We start from the raw sequence: 17,725 nt of genomic DNA on the forward strand, positions 1-17,725 counted from the left end.
ATGTACCCTCTCCGCTCTAAAGTCACCACCGTTGGCCGCCAGGCATCCGGTGCCCGCGCACTGTGGCGCGCTACCGGCTCCAAGGAGAGTGACTTTGGCAAGCCGATCGTCGCCATCGCCAATTCCTTTACCCAGTTCGTACCCGGTCACGTCCACCTCAAAAACGTCGGTGACATCGTGGCCGATGCCGTGCGCGAAGCCGGCGGCGTGCCGAAGGAGTTCAACACCATTGCTGTTGACGACGGCATCGCCATGGGTCACAGCGGCATGCTCTACTCCCTGCCTTCGCGGGAGATCATCTCCGATTCCATCGAGTACATGGTCAACGCGCACACTGCCGACGCCCTGGTGTGCATTTCGAACTGCGACAAGATCACCCCGGGTATGTTGAATGCTGCGCTGCGCCTCAACATTCCCACCATCTTCGTCTCCGGCGGCCCGATGGAAGCCGGCAAGGCCGTCGTCGTTGACGGCGTGGCGCATGCACCGACGGATCTGATTACGGCGATCACGGCCTCGGCCAGCGATGCCGTCTCCGACGAGGGCTTGACCCGCGTGGAGGAATCCGCCTGCCCTACCTGTGGTTCCTGCTCCGGCATGTTCACCGCCAACTCCATGAACTGCCTCACCGAGGCGCTCGGCTTGGCCTTGCCGGGCAATGGCACCACGCTGGCTACCCACAGCGCCCGCCGTGATCTCTTCGAGCAGGCCGGCCGCACCATCGTGGAGATGTGCCGACGCTACTACGGCGAAGAAGACGACGCCGTTCTCCCGCGCTCCATCGCCACCAAGGAAGCCTTCAGCAATGCCATGGCTCTGGATATGGCTATGGGTGGTTCCACCAACACCATCCTCCACACGCTGGCCGCCGCGCAGGAGGGCGAGGTGGACTTCACCCTCGAGGACATCAACGAGATCTCCTACCGCGTACCGTGCCTGTCCAAGGTGGCCCCCAACGGCACTTACCACATCGAGGACGTGCACCGCGCCGGGGGCATCCCCGCTATCTTGGGCGAGCTACGCCGCGCGGGCCACTTGAACCTCAAGGTCCACACCGCGCTTTACGACAACGCCGAGGAGTGGCTCGACGATTGGGATATCCGCGGCGGCAAGGCCACGGAAGCCGCTCTCGAGCTTTTCCACGCCGCACCCGGCGGTGTACGCACCACCGAGCCATTTAGCCAGTCCAACCGTTGGGATGAGCTGGATACTGACGCTGCCAATGGCTGTATCCACGACGCCGAGCACGCTTTTTCCTCGGACGGTGGCCTGGTCGTCCTGCGCGGCAACCTCGCCCCCAACGGGGCCATCGTCAAGGCCGCCGGCGTGGAGGAAGAGCTGTGGACCTTCACTGGCCCGGCCCGCGTGGTGGAGTCCCAGGAGGAGGCCGTGTCCATCATCCTCAAGAAAGAGGTCCAGCCGGGCGATGTCATCGTCATTCGCTACGAGGGGCCCGCAGGTGGTCCCGGCATGCAGGAGATGCTGCACCCGACTTCCTTCCTCAAGGGTTCCGGTTTGGGCAAGGCCTGCGCTTTGATTACAGATGGCCGTTTCTCCGGCGGCACTTCCGGCCTTTCCATCGGCCACATCTCTCCCGAGGCAGCCCACGGCGGCCTCATCGGCCTGGTGGAAAACGGTGACCCCATCACCATCAACATCCGCGAGCGCCAGCTCTCCCTCGACGTGGACGAAGAGGTCTTGGAACGCCGACGCGCCACCGAGGAGCAGCGCGAGAAGCCCTGGACCCCGAAGCACCGCAACCGCCCGGTCACCAAGGCCCTGCGCGCCTACGCCAACATGGCCACGTCCGCTGACCGTGGTGCGGTGCGCGTGGTGGATGGCCACGTCCAGTAGGCCATCCCGGCCATAATGAGCGGCAGTGCCACCCAGGCCAAGGACGAGCGCCAGCGGATAATAGCTTCCGCTGGTGCCCACAGGCCCTCGGGCGGCGCAGCGCTGGAAACTAGGCACCACCAGACCACTACGATGAGTAAGGTTCGCGCGGGACTGCCGGGGATCACCACCGTCGCAATCACTGGTAGCAGCCAGATGCAGTAGTAGCCTTGCATGAGACCAGTAGTCATTAGCACTCCGGCAAAAAGAACACCGAGTGAGCAGTACACCCACACCACTGGCTGCTCGCTCTTATAACGCCACAGCGCTACTAAGGATAGAGCGACCACAACGAGGAACGCCACGGTCGATCCGGTGATGGCAGCCTCAGACCAGCCAAGCTGCCTGCCTACCCCCTCAATGGAGCCATTGTTGTAGTCGCGTGCCTGTCCCAAATATGGCAGGAGGCGATCAACGTAGTCCTGTGGACGAGCCATGGTGAGCCACCCAGCGAGAAAAACTACCGCCATGAACACGCCGGCCACGACCAACACCGTTATGTGTCCAGACAACAATGAAACCACAGCCAGCGCGAGGAACTGGGGCTTGATGGTCATGGCCACCCCCAGGATGATTCCAGCCGCAACCGCCACCCAGGACTTCAATGAAGCACGCCAACCGCGACGCAGCATCTTGATGGTCAACAGCGCAAAAAGAACCTGCAGCAAGAAAAGAAAGCCATTGATATTGGTTAGACTCAGCGTGCTGCGCACCGGCTCATTGAAGGTGCACGCAACGATAACCAGCACGGCGAACACCTGCCCCCTATAACGCGCGGCAACGGAGGCCGCAAGCAGCCACAGAGCGGAGAAGATAGAGGCCGCGCCCAGCCACATCATGATGGTGCGGGCGATGTCACGGCCGGGCAACCAGCCAATGGGCCCGAGCAGGAATGTCGCCCCTGGTGAATACAGGTAATGGGGATCGAGGGTGGAATAGTCCTCATCATAGACCGGCCGACCGTGTACGTATTTGTCGACGGCGTTCCAAATGGGATCAAAGTCCGAGCCTGTGGTCCCAGCTGGGGACCACACGACAGCACCAAACGCCATAACGCCGGCGACAAGGTAAAGCAAGCGGATAGCCGGAGTCCGCCAGTCCGGATCAGAGGCTGGGGGCAGCAGGTTCTTCAGCAAATTCATCGCTAGGTAGCGTACCACCGTACATCTGTCGCTCTAGCTCCTCACTAAGCATGGCGGCATACATGTTGGTCAGGTGAGAAGAATCGCGGTAGACCATGACGTTGCCAATAACGCCTGGGCAACGCTTAGGGCCGCACATCGCCTGCGTGAGATCCATATGGGTCACGTCCAGGCCGGCTAGCACATTCAGGGCAGGATTCTCAGACTGAAGCGAGGCTTCGCGCTCCACGCCGCAATCCAGCAATGGGTCCCCTGGAACGTATCCTCCGGCTGCGACACAGTCACGCACATCCAACGGGCCAGCCGGGGTATGTGGCCAAGGGACGTCGCGCAATCCCCACACCGGCATACCGGCGCGATTAAGGCGTTCGACCACCGTGCGTAGACCTTCCGGAGTTTGTTCTGGCCCCTGAGTACCGGGCGCAGGTTGGGTCGAAATGAGGAAAGCACCTTCGGTGGCTGGATTATCCTCCATGTATTTCAGCGTCGCCTCGGTCCAGGTGACGCATTCTGGATAATCCTGCCCATCAGAGCGCTTCGGTTCGCCGCCGGGGTAACAGCCCATCTTCAGCAGTGGGATAATTCGGATCCGTTGGTCACGACCTACAACGTCCAGTGCTGGCAGCATATGGTCGGCATGTGAGTTTCCGAATAAATACATCGTGCGCGGTGAGTCCGGGTCTCCATAGGCGCAAGGTGTTTCCTCGGTGTTGCGCTGGTGCGTCAGAATTGGTTCCTCGTGCTCGAACAGTGCTGTGCAGCCGTCAGCGTGCGAGGCGGGATAGAAGGACTCAATAGGGTTAAGCGCGTTGGGCAACGGTTCTTTCTGCGGGACCTCGACTCCATGAAGCAGCGCGTCGGGTCCCGGGTAGCTGATGACGTCAGATTCACTCACGGTAGTGGTGGAATCCGTCATCTCCGGTGGCTGCGCCCACGATGCTAATGCCACAGCGCCCACCGTCAGCGCAGCAACACCTGCCGACGCCGACTTCTCTGTACCTTTTAACCGTCCCGGTATCCAAGAGCGCTTTGCCGGCTTGGCTTTCTGTCGGGTGGGCACCTCCACGAAACGCAGAGTGAGCCATGCCAGTACTACAGAGAGCGCAATAACGCCCGTGCCCGCAAGAATCCCGGGGGTGATGCCAACGGCAGAGAGAATGCCCATACCATCACGGTTGGACTCTCCCCCGCTGAGTAGGTAGGTAACGAGAACCAACAGTGGCCAGTGCCATAGGTAGAGGCTGTAGGAAATTCTTCCTAAAAACTGGAAAGGCGCAGTTGTGAGGACACGGCCAAGGCGCGAAGAGGGACCGGAGGCGATTACGAGGGCCGCACCAGCCAACGGCATGAGGGTGGCCGGACCGGGGAACTGCTGCGCGCCGTCCATAACCACGCCGGTGGCCAAAATGAGTACCACGCCGAGCAGACTCCAGTCGGTCGACCGACGGCTGTTGTCCGGATCTCCGGTCATACGCTGAGTACCTGGCTGAAATAACCACAGTCCTAGCAGCCCACCGAGGCCGATTTCCCAGAAACGGCTGAGCGGCGAATAGTAGTTTGTGCCCTGGTCCACACCATGGAGATACACCGCATAGGCAAAGCTAGCTAAAGTTGCACATACCAGTCCCCAGTGTGCTGCGCGCTGACCTGTAGCCTGCACCCCATCGTTAGCGCGCCCGAAAAACCGGCACGCGCCGGCACACAAGAAAATGAGCAGCAGAGAGCCAATGTAGATTTGCAGCTGAGCCGACATGGACCAGAGGTGCTGATAAGTACTCACATCCTTGCCGATCGCGGCATAATCTTGCCCGGCGGCCGAGAGCGCAAAGTTCTGGAAATAAGCTAAAGAGCTCAGCGCCTCCCTACCTTCCCTGCCCCACCGTGTTGGGGGGAAGACAATCAGAGCCAGCGCCAATGTAACAGTCACGGTAAGCACAAGCGCTGGGAAGAGCCGGCGGAACATGCGAATAATGACCTGAACCGGGGTAAGTCCCTGTGGGTTGAATGCATTACGAATTTGGGGCCCGAAAAAGAAAACACCGCCGATGAGCAGGAAGACATCCACGCCCGCTGAGACCTTGCCCACGAAGACGTGGAAGAACACGACCAGCGCGATGGCCAAGCCGCGCAGGCCGTCAATGTCTGTACGATACGTCGATGATTTCGCCATAGCCCCTAAATCCTAGGACATTCGGGCTCTAAAACCGTCATCGGCATGATGCGTCGGAACGTTAATGCCTTGCGAACTGTGCCCACGATCAATCCCCAGCCAAAGCCCTAAGCGCCGCCAAGTGACCGTCGAAGGCGATCTTTCCTGGCTCAGTCAATGCGACCCACACCGAGTCCTTGGCGCGGCTTGTGCCATATTCGCGGAAGCGCGTGACGTAGCCAGCTTTCTCTAATGCACCAAGCTGCTTGGACAGGGAGGCGTCGGAAAGCTCCGTGCGGTCACGCAACATAGCGAACTTCATCTCACGGTTTACTTCCCCACCCTGCGTGGCACCGAAAGCATTGAGTGTGGCGCAAATCTTAAAGCGATTGAGCGGGTGAATTACCGGATCGAGCCCATTCATCGCGGCATCCTATCCAGCGCACCCGTGTGCAACGTCCAAAAGACCGCCAAGCTGCACAGCACACCTGCGATGCACGAGGCAATAACGTGCCCTTCAACAAAAGGATTGAACAGTGCCGGCAGAATCATGAAACCCAAACCCGCAAAATACCGCCAGGTGACACTCCGTGACGCATGCGGATCCACCTTCTGTCGCATCGAATCCCTCACCCCCGTGCGATAAAAGAAGGCGAGACTCACCAAGAGCGCGAGTACAAGAAGCAGTCCACCAACAAGAACGAGAGGATGGACGTCATCCTTGATCCACATGTAGGCAAACCACGCACCGTACACCACCGCTGCGAGCAGGCTCAACCAGATGGGCGGCCGCTTGGCTGCGGCCAGCCGTTGTTGCTCCTCAAATGCGAGTGCGTCCCGAACATCCTGATCAGACAAAACTAAAGCTCCCCTCCTGCGGCACCAAAGTCATTGTTTTCCATTACAGAAAACAACTTACTTTACGCAATGGAAAACAACAAGAGCTTGTATATAGCTGCAGGCTGGGAGCGTAGAAACGCGCTAACAACGCCTAGTTTATCGGGTTAACGCCAGCGCCAAACCACCAGATAGCGACCAGCGCGGCCACGCCAATGACGACGAAAATCCAGGACGTTGCCAGCGGGCGGCGAGTCCAGGAGCGATTGAAGTCCAAGGAGATGAATCCCGGGCCGGTGAACTGCAGGGCCACCGCGATAACGAAGAGGACGAGACCCAGCCAGACACTCTCATTCCACGCGAAGACATCCAACCCGGCACCGGAGGCGTTGAGGCCGTGGATAGCGGAGAAGCCCGTGACGATAAGGCCGAACATAGCGGCCAGCGGTGTCACCAGGCCGAGAAGCAGGAAGGCTCCGGCAATGAGCTGAACAGTCGGCACACCGATGGCCAAGGCTGCAGCCATGGTGTACTCGCCGAACTCCTTCTCCAAGCCGGACAGCCCCTCGTTACCGCCGAGCTTAAAGAAGGTCGAAGCACCCGCCACGAGCAGGTAAACGCTGAGCGCTAGGCGCACGAAGAGCAGACCGAAGTCGATGGTGCCGCGACGTGCCGGCTCCGGCTTCTCCTCCACCGCTGCTGCCTCGGAGTCCACGGCGGGGTCGGCAACAGCAACCGTGCTTGGTACCTCTTCATAGCTCTCAGTTGCCACAGGTTCAGTTGTGGTATCAGCGGCAGCGGTTGCCGATACCGGCATAGCAGTTGTCTCCGCTTCGGACTCTGTCGTCGCCTCAGCGCGCGGGAAGGCGGTGGTCTCGGTTTCTGCTGCAGCACTGTCGAAAGACAGGGAGCCACGGGAGGCGCTCTCAAAGGTTTCGGTCTTGGCTTCAGGCTCTGCTTCAACGGCAGGCTCCTCGGCCTTCTTGGGCCTAATCACTTGCGGCTCGGCACGTCCGGGACGCTGGAAGAGGCTGCTCTTCTGCGGCTTATCGGTAGCTTCTTCTTTAGACGTGCTGTCCTTCACGGAGTCTTTCCCCGTGTAGGTCGGAATATCGTCATCAAAGTCGGTGGCTTTATCAGGAGTTTTATCGCTCATACCTCCAACTTAAGGCAGCACAGCCCCCTTATGGTGCATCTTTATCGGCGCGGCGCGAAGCTAAAACTGCACGGCCTGCATCTAAGACATCCGCCGTGAGGTCCGCAAGCAACTCCGACTCCAACCGCCAGCGCTGCCAGTAGAGGTCAATGTCAAGCGGGAAGTCGTCGAGAAGCACCAGCTCCCCGGTCTCCAGCAAGGGCTGTGCCTGCAGGCGCGGCACTAAGCCCCATCCCAGGCCATAGCGCACTGCTTCGACATAACTCTCCGAAGAAGGAATCTGGGACACCCGCGCACGCAGAACATGGGAATCAATGAAGCGCTCGCGCATGGCGTCATCCAAGGTGGCGTCGTTCGGACCGAAGCCCACGATGGGCAGGGTCTCCCAGTCCTCGAAAGTCTCCGCCAGAGCGGGCGCGGCGACGGCAAAGTAGCGCATGGTACCGAGGTACGTGGATTCACAACCTGAGACCGGGGTTTGCTCGCGCGTAACCGCGCCCAGCACATCACCCCGGCGCAACATGGCGAGTGTACGGGCTTCATCTTCGATGCGGATGCGCAGCGCCGCCTCACCGCGCTCGGCGGTGCTCTGGATTACAGGGCGGAACCACGTGGCCAGGGAATCCGAGTTGATAGCAACGGTGAGTGGAACGCGGGACAGGCGCTCGGTCAGCCGCGCATCCGCCTCAGCTTGGACCAGCGCCATGCGCCGTGCTGCTTGGGCGACGATCTCCCCTGCTTCAGTCACGGTGACCGGAGTGCCGCGGCGCAGAAGGATGCGGCCGGTCGAAACTTCCAGCGCTTTGATGCGCTGACTGACGGCCGAAGGAGTGATTCCCAACACAGCCGCGGCCCCCTCGAAGGATCCTTCATCGATGATGGCCAGCAACGTTTCGGTATGGAGCGGATTCATGAAGCTATATTAAACCAGCTGTAGAACATTTAACTAGACTTCATATGGCGCTATGCGCAGACTAGAAGCCATGTCAGTATTGCTTGCAGGATTTGCGCTAGGTCTATCCCTCATCATCGCCATCGGACCGCAGAATGCCTACATCATCAAGATGGGCATTAAACGCGATCATGTCGGGCCCATCCTGTTGGCATGCTTGCTTTCCGACGTCATCCTGATCACCGGCGGCACCGCCGGCGTCGGCGTCCTCGTCGAGCGCTTCCCCACCGCGCTCGTCGTGGTCAAGTATTTAGGCGCGGCCTACCTCATCTACTTTGGGTTCACGTGCTTCCGCGACGCGTTTAAGAAGGAACAGGACTCACTGGTCATTGAGGAAACCGCACCAGTGGCGCAGGTCGTTGAAGAGAACTCGGGCAATTCGGGAGCTTCAGGAACCTCCGTACTCACCAAAATTCGCCCCCGTGTGCGCTCGAATTCCTGGGTCAAGCCGGTCCTCGGTGCGTTGGCGCTGACCTGGCTCAACCCCTTGGCCTACGTCGACGCGCTGGTCATGCTGGGCTCCATTGCGAACCAATATGGCGACCAGCGCTGGGTCTTCGCAGGCGGTGCGATTTTGGCCAGCTCCGTCTGGTTCCCCTCCCTGGGCTTTGGTGCCTGGAAACTTTCCCACGTGCTGGCCAAGCCGACGACGTGGCGCGTAGTCAACATCGTCATCGGCTGTGTCATGCTTGCGCTGACGGCAAAGCTCCTGCTCTTCTAATCTTTCTTTGATTCTTCTGGGAGCTCTTCGTCTTCGGCAGGGTCTCCCACCGCGCCGGTCTCCTCGACCCAGGCCTTAATTTCTTCGTCGCTGCGGTCCTGCTCCACGCCCTCGCGCTCAGTGTAGTAGGAGTGATCGTTGCGGTTTTCCTCCCAGCCTTCCCTGTCGAAGTCTAGGTCTTCATCCGAATCCAATTCATCGACGACATCGGAGACAAGATCCTCGAAGAGGGCTTCATCATCCATGTTGGAATCAGCGATCTGCTGGCCGATCTCGTCGTCGTAACGAGCTGCGTCGTACTCCGAATCGGGGTGCAGCTTGAGGTGCAACAGGGCGCGGATGCGCTCACGGCGCAGCCCCTCGTCCTTGATCTTGCCCAGGGAGCGCAGCCAGCCAATAACCAGGATGGCCACGAGGACGATGCCCATGTAACCCAGTACTGGGTAGACATACTGCATCAGTGCCTTGAAACCGGCAAAGGACACGGCGAAGCCAGCGAGGCAGCCTACGATGAAGATGATGCGGTACTTCGATTCCTTGCCAGAGGACAAACGCTTACCCAGCGCGTAAAACATACCGATGGCCGTGTTGAAAATCATCAGGTAAATGATGATGGCCATAATGACGCCGAGTGTTGGGTGGATATTGTCTACCAGGGTCAGCATCGGAATATCGGAATCGCCCACGCTCTCTGCGTTCATGAGCAGCGAGAAACCGGCGATGGCCATGAGTACCGCGTAAACCGCGCCGCCCACGATGCCGCCGACGCCCGCCTCGCGCGGGCTGATATTATCGCCGCCGATCACCAGGGACATCGATACAGCCAGGATGAGGGCTAGGCCGTTGTAGTTCAGCGCGGAGATAAGCCAGTGCGGGATTGGGGATTCAATCGCTTCGGATGCAGTAATTGCAGCGTCGACACTGTCCGGCATATGCAGCAGTGTATAAGCGCCGGCGAAGAGCACCGCGATGATGATGGTCGGCGTAAGAAGGCCAATGACCTGGGAAACCTTATCAACATCGAACATGCCCGTGATCAGAACCAGGACGAGCATGAGCAAGGAACCAACCCAGGCAGGCCAGCCGAACTGTTGCTGCATGTTGGAACCGGCACCGGCCAGCATGACAAAGCCCACCGCAAAGAGCGTAAGGATCACTGCGACATCCAGAATGCGCGAAATGATCGGGTGGGTGATGTTCCGAAACACTTGGTTGTGCTCGCTGGCGTGGAAATAGCTTCCCAGCTGGAGGAAGACCGTGCCGGCGAGGGTCATGACTAGGCCGGCGACCAAAATTCCCCACATGCCAGGAATACCGAAGGACGTAAAGTACTGGACGACTTCCTGCCCCGTGGCAAAGCCCGCACCAACGAGCAAGCCAATAAAGGACAAAGCGAGGCCCATAACGTTTTTATAAGACACGTTTTCCTATCTGCTTTCTATTTTCTTCTTCTTATGCTTAATGACTAGTGCATAAAAACGCGCCATACTTTGACATAAGTATGACGGTACATAGTCTCTACCTTACGCCACGCTGATAGGAAAACATGTGTGCGGCTGTAGAGAGCTTGCTCCAACAACCGCTAAAGCATGAGACGGCTCACCTCTTAGTGCTCAGCGAACGTCGCTGTGTCAATGACGAAACGGAACTTCACATCACCCGCCACGACTCGCTCGTAGGCGGCATCAACCTCGTCGACGCCCACCTTCTCGATCACCGCGCCCAAGCCGTGCTCAGCACAAAAGTCCAGCATCTCCTGGGTTTCCGCGATGCCGCCGATATTGTTACCCGTGAGCACCTTGCCGCCGCCGACTAAGCGGTTGAGGCGCAGTGGTAAGGCCTCTGGCGGCAGACCCACCACCGACATGATGCCGCGGGGTTTGAGCATCCGCAGGTAGTCCTCGAGGCTGTACTCTGCGGAAATGGTCGAGAGAATAAAATCGAACTCCCCGCGATGCTTCCTGAAGAAGTCCTCTTTTTCGGTGGTGGCCAAGGTACGGCTCGCTCCAAGCTCTGCAGCTTCTTCAGCCTTGCGAGAAGTGCGCGAGATGACCGTGACATCCGCGCCCTTCGCGGCAGCGATCTGCACGCCCATGTGCCCCAGGCCGCCCAGGCCTACGACGGCCACCTTTTGACCTTCCTTCACATCCCAGCGTGCCAACGGAGAGTACGTGGTGATACCGGCGCAGAGCAGGGGTGCTGCTACGTCGAAGTCGAGTGCATCGGGGATGCGCAAAACGAAGTCTTGGTTCACCACGATTTTTTCGGCGTAGCCGCCTTGGGTGATGGTGTCATCAACGTCGGTGGAATTATAGGTCCCCACGCCACCATTGAGGCAGTTTTGCTCCATTCCGGCTTGGCACTGTTCACATTCGCCGCAGGAGTTCACCAGACAGCCCACGCCGACGCGGTCCCCCACCTTAAATTTGGTGACCTCCTCCCCCACGGCGGAGACCACACCAGCGATCTCATGGCCGACGGTCAGCGGAAAATGCGCTTCGCCCCACTCGTTGCGGATGGTGTGGATATCCGAGTGGCAGATTCCTGCGGCCTTAATGTCGATGACGACGTCATCGGCGCGCGGCTCGCGGCGCTGGATGGTCACGACCTCGAAGGGCTCGTTCGGGCCGGTCTTCTGCAGGGCTTTGGTAGAAATAGTCATGGCGACCACGGTACCCCGCAGCCGCCTGACCTCGCCTAATGGAAATCTCTACCGGCTAGGAGAGCTTCTTCGCAATCAGCTTGTTGACCTGTCCCGGGTCAGCCTTACCTTGGGTGGCCTTCATGACCGCGCCCACGATAGCGCCGGTGACCTTCTTATTGCCGGCCTTGTATTTCTCCACGATGTCCGGGTTAGCGGCCAGGGCATCGTCGACGGCCTTCTCAATCGCACCATCATCGCGCACGACCTCGAGCCCGCGCTTGGCGACGACCTCGTCGACATCACCCTCACCGGCCAGCACACCGTCGACCGCCTGACGGGCCAGCTTGGTGGTCAGCTTGCCTTCCTTAACCAACTCGACAACGCGAGCAACCTGCGCCGGGGTGATGTCGAGAGCACTCAGCTCAACGCCGGCCTCATTGGCCTTACCAGTCAGGTAAGAAACCCACCAGGAGCGCGCCTCATCCGGGGTGGTTCCGGCTTCCACGGTTTCGATGATGAGATCAAGCGCGCCAGCGTTGACCAGGTCACGCATCTCCTCGTCCTTGAGGCCCCACTCCTCTTGGATACGGGCGCGGCGAATCCACGGCATCTCCGGCAGGGTCTGGCGGATTTCTTCGACCCACTCGCGGGAAACAATCACCGGAGGCAGATCCGGGTCATTGAAGTAGCGGTAGTCCTCCGCGGTCTCCTTCGGGCGGCCCTTCGAGGTGGAGCCATCCGTTTCCTGGTAGTGGCGGGTTTCCTGGATGATCTCGCCACCGTCGACAAGCACCTGCGCCTGGCGCTGCATCTCAAAGCGCACCGCCTGCTCAACCGAGCGCAAGGAGTTGATGTTCTTGGTTTCGGTACGGGTGCCGAACTCCTCCTGGCCCACCGGGCGCAGCGAGACGTTGGAGTCAACGCGCATCGAGCCCTGATCCATGCGGGCATCAGAAACGCCGAGAGCGGCGACGAGCTCACGCAGCGCCGTCACGTAGGCGCGCGCTACCTCGGGAGCACGCTCGCCGGCACCCATAATTGGCTTGGTCACAATCTCAATGAGGGGAATGCCCGCGCGGTTACAATCCACCAGCGAGGAGGTTGCGCCGTGGATACGGCCATCGGCGCCACCCAAGTGGGTGAGCTTGCCGGTGTCCTCCTCCATGTGGGCACGTTCAATCTCTACGCGCCACTCGGTGCCGTCGTCGAGGACGACGTCGAGATAGCCATCATAAGCAATCGGCTCATCGTACTGGGAAATCTGGTAGTTCTTCGGCTGGTCCGGGTAGAAGTAATTCTTGCGGGCAAAGCGCGAAGACTCCGCAATCTTGCAGTTCAGCGCCAGGCCAATCTTGATGGCGCCTTCCACGCCCTTGGAGTTCACCACGGGCAAGGCGCCTGGCAGACCGAGAGACACCGGGTCCACGTTGGAGTTGGGGGCTGCGTTGAAGTTCGTGGGTGAGGTGGAGAACATCTTGGTCTCCGTATTGAGCTCCACGTGAACTTCCATGCCCATAACGGGATCGAACTTTTCAAGGACCTCGTCATAGTCCATCAGGTCATACATCGCAGCAGTCATGCGTGCCATCTTAGTATGTCAGCGCGACACCGTGCGCAACCGCCTAACCCAACAAGGTGATGCCGTGGGTAATGAGAATTTTGGCAATCATCGCCGCCGGATAGACCATGGCATATCCCAAAGAAACTCGCTGGTCAGTATTGGTGCGGTTGTTAACGAAAGCCAACACCGCCGGCTGAGTTTGTGCGCCAGCCATGGCCCCCGCGGTCTTTGTAGCACCAACGTGCAGGAAACGCCGCATCACAAAGGCGAACCCGGTGGCCACCAGCGTGGTGATGATTGCGCCGAGCAGGAGAATTTTCCACCACGAACCACCCGTAAAGGCGCCGGCAATCTCCCCACCCGCATTCGTTCCGGCCTGCGCCAGGAAGAGCAGCAGGCCTAACTCGGAAAGAATCGTGTTGGCCGAGTGCGGCAGTGCGGTGACCGTGTTGCCGATGCGCCCGATGCGCGCCATGATCAGCGCCACGATGAGGACGCCCGCGGCAGCGCCGAGGCTAAAGGAAGAACCTCCCGGTAGAGGGATCTCGAGGTGGCCCACGAAAACCCCGAGAGCCATGCCTAGGCCGAGGGAGACCGGGTTGATATCCGTCAGGCCTTGGGAGGAATCACCGAGAAAAGCAGAAATCTCCCGCAGAGACTTCTTTGAACCGACGACGCGCACGCGGTCCCCCAGCTCTACGATGTGTTCGGGGATTGCGACCTGGTCGTTATCGGCCCGGCGAACACGCGAGATTCGTGCGCCCCAACGATCCGCCAATTGGTTATTCAGCTCCGCGATGGTCAGACCGGCCAAGTTGTGCTCCGACACAGTGATGCGGCGAAAATCTAGCTCGTGGCGGTCATCGTTGAGAATCTGTGGCGACTCACGCCCAGCGTCCTCAATAATGTTGTCGAGGTCCTCGGGGGCGCCGACAAGCGTGACGACATCCCCCGGGTGTAGCACATCAAAAAACTTCGGCAGGACGATCACATTGCTGCCTACTCGGCGTAAACGGGTGACCTGCACTTCCCCATTGCCAATGTCCGCGAGCTCTGCAACGGAGGTCTCGCGCAGAATCTGCATGTGCTGGCGCGTGACGGGTGACAGGGTGTCGTCGTCATTACCGGCGTCGCGAAGCACCAGCACAGTCGCCGCGAGCATACCGATGACGCCAAACAGATAAGACACCGCATAACCCACCGTTGCTGAGCCCGGATCGCCCGTAGCCTCCGAGGCCGCCGCCAAAGCAGGGGTATTTGTCACCGCGCCAGCGAAGGTACCGGCGATAGTGGCACTCGACAACCCAAAGACATAGGTCCCCAGCCCCCAAGCAGCGAGGGCGGCGACGATAAAGACCGCGATCATGGAAAGCACGGGGCCAGTCGCAGTTTTCAGCGACTTGAAGAAGGACACGCCGGAGTTGTTGCCAATGCCAAAGGCAAAGAGCACCAAGCCAAACATACCCAAAATGGGAGGAACGGAAGCTTCGACGCCGACGGCGGAGGCAGCGGCCGAGAAAGCGATGCCCAAGAAGAGCACGGCTGCCGCGCCCAAGCTGATGCCCCGTGTCTTAATACCGCCGAGGGCCATGCCGAGGCCAATCAGCAGGAACACCAAGAGAACCGGCTGATCAGCCAGGAAAGCTAATACGCTTGTCATAATTCCTTTATTAACTAAGGGTGAGCCCTAGTGGTGTTTAACCAAAGAGGGCTTGAGCGTTGGCATAACGCTTGGCAGGAACCACCTTCAGCTTGCCCACGGCCTCCTCGAGCGGCACGAGGTCGATGTTTTCGCCGTGCAAGGCCACGCACATTCCGGACTGTCCATTGTGCGCGGCGCGGGCAGCATGGGTGCCATAACGGGTTGCCAGCACGCGGTCATAGGCAGTTGGCGTACCACCACGCTGGATGTGGCCGAGGACGGTAGTGCGCACGTCGTAGCCGGTGCGCTTCTTGATCTCATCACCGATGACCTGGCCAATTCCGTTGAAGGTCTGGTGACCGAACTGGTCCACGCCGCCTTCTTCGAAGTCCATGGTGCCTTCCTTGGGCAGAGCGCCCTCGGCAACGCAGACGATGCCGTACTTCTCACCCATCTGGAAGCGGCGCTCCATTGCCTTGGTGATATCTGCGATATCGAATGGAACCTCAGGGATCACCGTGTAGTGCGCACCACCAGCCATGCCAGCATGCAGTGCGATCCAACCGACGTGGCGGCCCATGACCTCCACGATGAGGATGCGGTCGTGGGATTCAGCGGTGGTGTGGAGGCGATCGATCGCATCGGTTGCGACGGAGACTGCGGTGTCGAAACCGAAGGTGTAGTCCGTTGCATTGACGTCATTGTCAATTGTCTTCGGCACGCCGACGACTGGAATGCCATTATCAGACAGCCACTTGGCGCCCTTCAGCGTTCCCTCACCGCCAATGGCGATGAGCGCATCGACCTCAGCATCAGCCATGTTGGCTTTGATGGTATCCAACCCAGCCTTGAATTTATCTGGGTGGAGGCGGCCGGTACCAAGGATGGTTCCGCCGCGCAGAAGGATGCGGTCGATCTCAGCGTCGTCATAAAGGTCTCGGCGACGGTCTTCCATGAGACCAACCCAGCCGTCCTCGTAGCCGACGACCGTATCGCCGAACTCGTTGGATGCGGTGCGAACGACCGCGCGGATAACAGCATTCAGACCGGGGCAATCACCACCGGATGTCAGTACAGCAAGACGCATGACATCCAATCTACTCGCTTCCCTATAGGCTCGCAGTTTCCGCTACCGCATGCAGGGTGTCGCGGAAGAAGAGCGAAGCCACACACCCCGCCGATAGCATCGCAACGATGACCACGAGGGAATCCGCGGCCCCCGCTACCTGCATAACCGCGGAAACAGCGGCCACGCCGATGACCGAACCAACCTGCCGAGAAGTGTTATAGACGCCGGATGCCGCGCCCATGAGATCTGCGTCAATATCGCGCATCGTCGTCGCGGCGTTGGAACCCCAGATGAAGGACTGCCCCGCCCCCAGCGCCGCGCAGGGCAGGCACAACCACCAGGCCGACACTTCGGCGTGCATGAGGAACCACAGCGCGAGGAAGGTTGCAATCAGGATGCCGAATCCCGCGACCGCCAGACGCCGTGGGTGCAGCTTATCCGCCAGAATGCCCGCCAAGGGCGACACGCACAGAGAGACCAGCGCCATAGGTGTAACGATGAGCCCAGCATCCCGCGCCGACATGTCCTGCTCGACCTGCAGCCACATCATGATTGGAATCATCATCGACGCCGCCATAAAGCCCATGGACACGATGGCCACTGAACCTGCGGAGTAGTTGCGGTCATTAAACAGCACGAGCGGGACGAGCGCCGCCTTCCCCCGCGATGATTGCAAGCGCACGAAGATGTAGATGCCCACCACACCAGCAAGGAGCAGGGCCCAAATCCACCACGGCCAGCCCGTCTCTGGGCCCTGCTGCACTGCGAACACAAAGCACGTTAACGCGATAAACGACGCCCCCACCGACACAAAGTCAATCTTCCCCGTCGCCGTCGGCAAGGAAGGAACCCACAGACCGGATAAGACGATTGCAGCGACGACGAAAGGTATATGGATCCAAAACACCGCCTGCCACCCGAAGGCGGCGACAACGAAGCCACCCAAGAGCGGTCCGGCAAGCGTGGCCAAAGACCCAACCACTCCCCAAACGCCGAGCGCACGGCCGCGCCGCTCGCGGGCAAAGATACGGTTGATGACGGCCATAGTCTGCGGCATTTGAATCGACGCGCCGAAACCTTGCAGGGCTCTTGCTGCGATAAGAAACTCCACCGAGGGCGCTAGCGCGCACAGCAGCGCGCCGATACCAAAGAGCCCGACGCCCAACTGGAACATGTTCTTCTGACCGTAAATATCGCCGAGGCGGCCGGTAAACAACAGCGGCACGACCACGGCGAGCAGATAGATGGCGGAGACCCACAGCACCTGGTTGACATCGGCGCGGAACTCACGGCGGACGTCGGGAAGCGCGACGGCAATCATCGATTGGTCAAGCAAGGACATGAAAAAGCCCAGTGATAGCGCGGCCATGGCGAGCCAAGCCTGCTTCTCCGACGGCGGCGTTCCTGCGAGTTTCATGCAGCGAAGTCTAGCCACCGCACACTCACGCGGCCTAAACTGAAGCGCATGGGAATGATTGATATCAAGAAACCACAGGATGTATCAACGGCAGCGACCGTCACGCTAGGCCTTATCGGCGGGTGGCTCACCGCCCGGGAGACAGGCATTCGCCCGCTTGGCGGCGTGGTGCTTGCCGCCGCTGGCGTCTGGGCGGGCCGCAGCTGGTGGGCGAAAACGAACCCAGCCACTACCGCTGGCTTGGCAGCTCTATACACCGGCGCTTTCGGCCTCTCCCACCCGCTGGCTAAGAAGATGGGCTCCTGGCCGGCCGTGCTGACCGTCACCGCCGCAAGTGCCGGCGCTGCCTACGCGCTTTCCGACGCCCAGTAGATCCCCCACCCACACCCCTTCGCGCTGCCCTTGACGGCCGGAGGGGCGTTTCACGTTTCACAAAAGCGCCGCCACCCACATCCGTTAAGTATCGAATATCTAGGCGAAATGCTCAGCCGCTACCCCCGTTTATAGTAACGACTTGACATGAATTTAGCGCTAACTATGGC

At 59.9% G+C, this 17,725-nt stretch carries 15 protein-coding genes; 3 read left to right on the plus strand and 12 right to left on the minus strand.

All coding sequences use genetic code 11. The annotated features are described in order from the left end of the window. Positions 1–1,854, plus strand: a complete 1,854-nt coding sequence (gene ilvD / locus HMPREF2896_RS06830) for a dihydroxy-acid dehydratase (RefSeq protein ID WP_070718633.1) — start codon at positions 1–3, stop codon at positions 1,852–1,854. Here ilvD and HMPREF2896_RS06835 read toward each other — a convergent pair. From HMPREF2896_RS06835 to HMPREF2896_RS06860, 6 genes are all read right to left on the minus strand, one after another. Further along, positions 1,788–3,035 (minus strand): glycosyltransferase family 87 protein, encoded by a 1,248-nt coding sequence (locus HMPREF2896_RS06835; RefSeq protein WP_070710569.1) that lies wholly within the window; start codon positions 3,033–3,035, stop codon positions 1,788–1,790. The genes ilvD and HMPREF2896_RS06835 overlap by 67 nt on opposite strands. Then, entirely contained in the window at positions 2,998–5,205 is a 2,208-nt protein-coding gene (locus HMPREF2896_RS06840; protein ID WP_070718636.1) for an acyltransferase family protein, read from the minus strand. The genes HMPREF2896_RS06835 and HMPREF2896_RS06840 overlap by 38 nt, the downstream gene beginning before the upstream one ends. An 88-nt stretch (positions 5,206–5,293) precedes the next feature. After that, entirely contained in the window at positions 5,294–5,608 is a 315-nt protein-coding gene (locus HMPREF2896_RS06845; RefSeq protein ID WP_070718639.1) for a transcriptional regulator, read from the minus strand. After that, positions 5,605–6,042, minus strand: a complete 438-nt coding sequence (locus HMPREF2896_RS06850) for a hypothetical protein (RefSeq protein WP_070447645.1) — start codon at positions 6,040–6,042, stop codon at positions 5,605–5,607. The genes HMPREF2896_RS06845 and HMPREF2896_RS06850 overlap by 4 nt, the downstream gene beginning before the upstream one ends. Positions 6,043–6,175: 133 nt before the next feature. Next, on the minus strand, positions 6,176–7,177 hold the full coding sequence (locus tag HMPREF2896_RS06855; RefSeq protein ID WP_070447648.1) for a DoxX family protein: 1,002 nt from the start codon (positions 7,175–7,177) through the stop codon (positions 6,176–6,178). Between the two features lie 28 nt (positions 7,178–7,205). After that, positions 7,206–8,090: a LysR family transcriptional regulator ArgP gene (locus HMPREF2896_RS06860; protein WP_070710566.1), complete on the minus strand. Its 885-nt coding sequence runs from the start codon at positions 8,088–8,090 to the stop codon at positions 7,206–7,208. A 70-nt stretch (positions 8,091–8,160) separates the two neighbouring features. Between HMPREF2896_RS06860 and HMPREF2896_RS06865 the strand changes: the two genes are divergently transcribed. Then, on the plus strand, positions 8,161–8,850 hold the full coding sequence (locus tag HMPREF2896_RS06865; RefSeq protein WP_070718641.1) for a LysE/ArgO family amino acid transporter: 690 nt from the start codon (positions 8,161–8,163) through the stop codon (positions 8,848–8,850). On the opposite strand, the gene HMPREF2896_RS06870 is transcribed toward HMPREF2896_RS06865, so the two are convergent. The 6 genes from HMPREF2896_RS06870 to HMPREF2896_RS06895 form a co-directional block, all read right to left on the minus strand. Next, on the minus strand, positions 8,847–10,271 hold the full coding sequence (locus HMPREF2896_RS06870; RefSeq protein WP_070447657.1) for a YkvI family membrane protein: 1,425 nt from the start codon (positions 10,269–10,271) through the stop codon (positions 8,847–8,849). The two genes, HMPREF2896_RS06865 and HMPREF2896_RS06870, sit on opposite strands and share 4 nt — an antisense overlap. A 185-nt stretch (positions 10,272–10,456) precedes the next feature. Continuing rightward, the gene (locus HMPREF2896_RS06875) at positions 10,457–11,512 is read right to left on the minus strand and encodes an NAD(P)-dependent alcohol dehydrogenase (RefSeq protein ID WP_070643305.1); all 1,056 of its coding nucleotides are present in this window, start codon (positions 11,510–11,512) and stop codon (positions 10,457–10,459) included. 55 nt (positions 11,513–11,567) lie between these two features. Beyond that, a complete protein-coding gene (gene gatB / locus HMPREF2896_RS06880; protein ID WP_070447664.1) occupies positions 11,568–13,073 on the minus strand; it encodes an Asp-tRNA(Asn)/Glu-tRNA(Gln) amidotransferase subunit GatB in 1,506 nt (501 codons plus the stop codon). A 43-nt stretch (positions 13,074–13,116) separates the two neighbouring features. Further along, positions 13,117–14,715, minus strand: a complete 1,599-nt coding sequence (locus HMPREF2896_RS06885) for an aspartate:alanine exchanger family transporter (protein WP_070447667.1) — start codon at positions 14,713–14,715, stop codon at positions 13,117–13,119. A gap of 37 nt (positions 14,716–14,752) precedes the next feature. After that, positions 14,753–15,784 (minus strand): ATP-dependent 6-phosphofructokinase, encoded by a 1,032-nt coding sequence (locus HMPREF2896_RS06890; protein WP_070447671.1) that lies wholly within the window; start codon positions 15,782–15,784, stop codon positions 14,753–14,755. A 22-nt stretch (positions 15,785–15,806) separates the two neighbouring features. Further along, positions 15,807–17,183 carry an MFS transporter gene (locus HMPREF2896_RS06895; protein ID WP_070718643.1) on the minus strand — a complete coding sequence of 459 codons (1,377 nt, stop codon included), beginning with the start codon at positions 17,181–17,183 and terminating at the stop codon, positions 15,807–15,809. A 48-nt stretch (positions 17,184–17,231) separates the two neighbouring features. Between HMPREF2896_RS06895 and HMPREF2896_RS06900 the strand changes: the two genes are divergently transcribed. Continuing rightward, complete coding sequence (locus tag HMPREF2896_RS06900; RefSeq protein WP_070447677.1) at positions 17,232–17,555, plus strand: hypothetical protein; 324 nt, start codon at positions 17,232–17,234, stop codon at positions 17,553–17,555. Positions 17,556–17,725 lie beyond the last annotated feature (170 nt).

Source organism: Corynebacterium sp. HMSC069E04 (assembly GCF_001813175.1).
Taxonomy (GTDB): Bacteria; Actinomycetota; Actinomycetes; order Mycobacteriales; family Mycobacteriaceae; genus Corynebacterium; species Corynebacterium aurimucosum.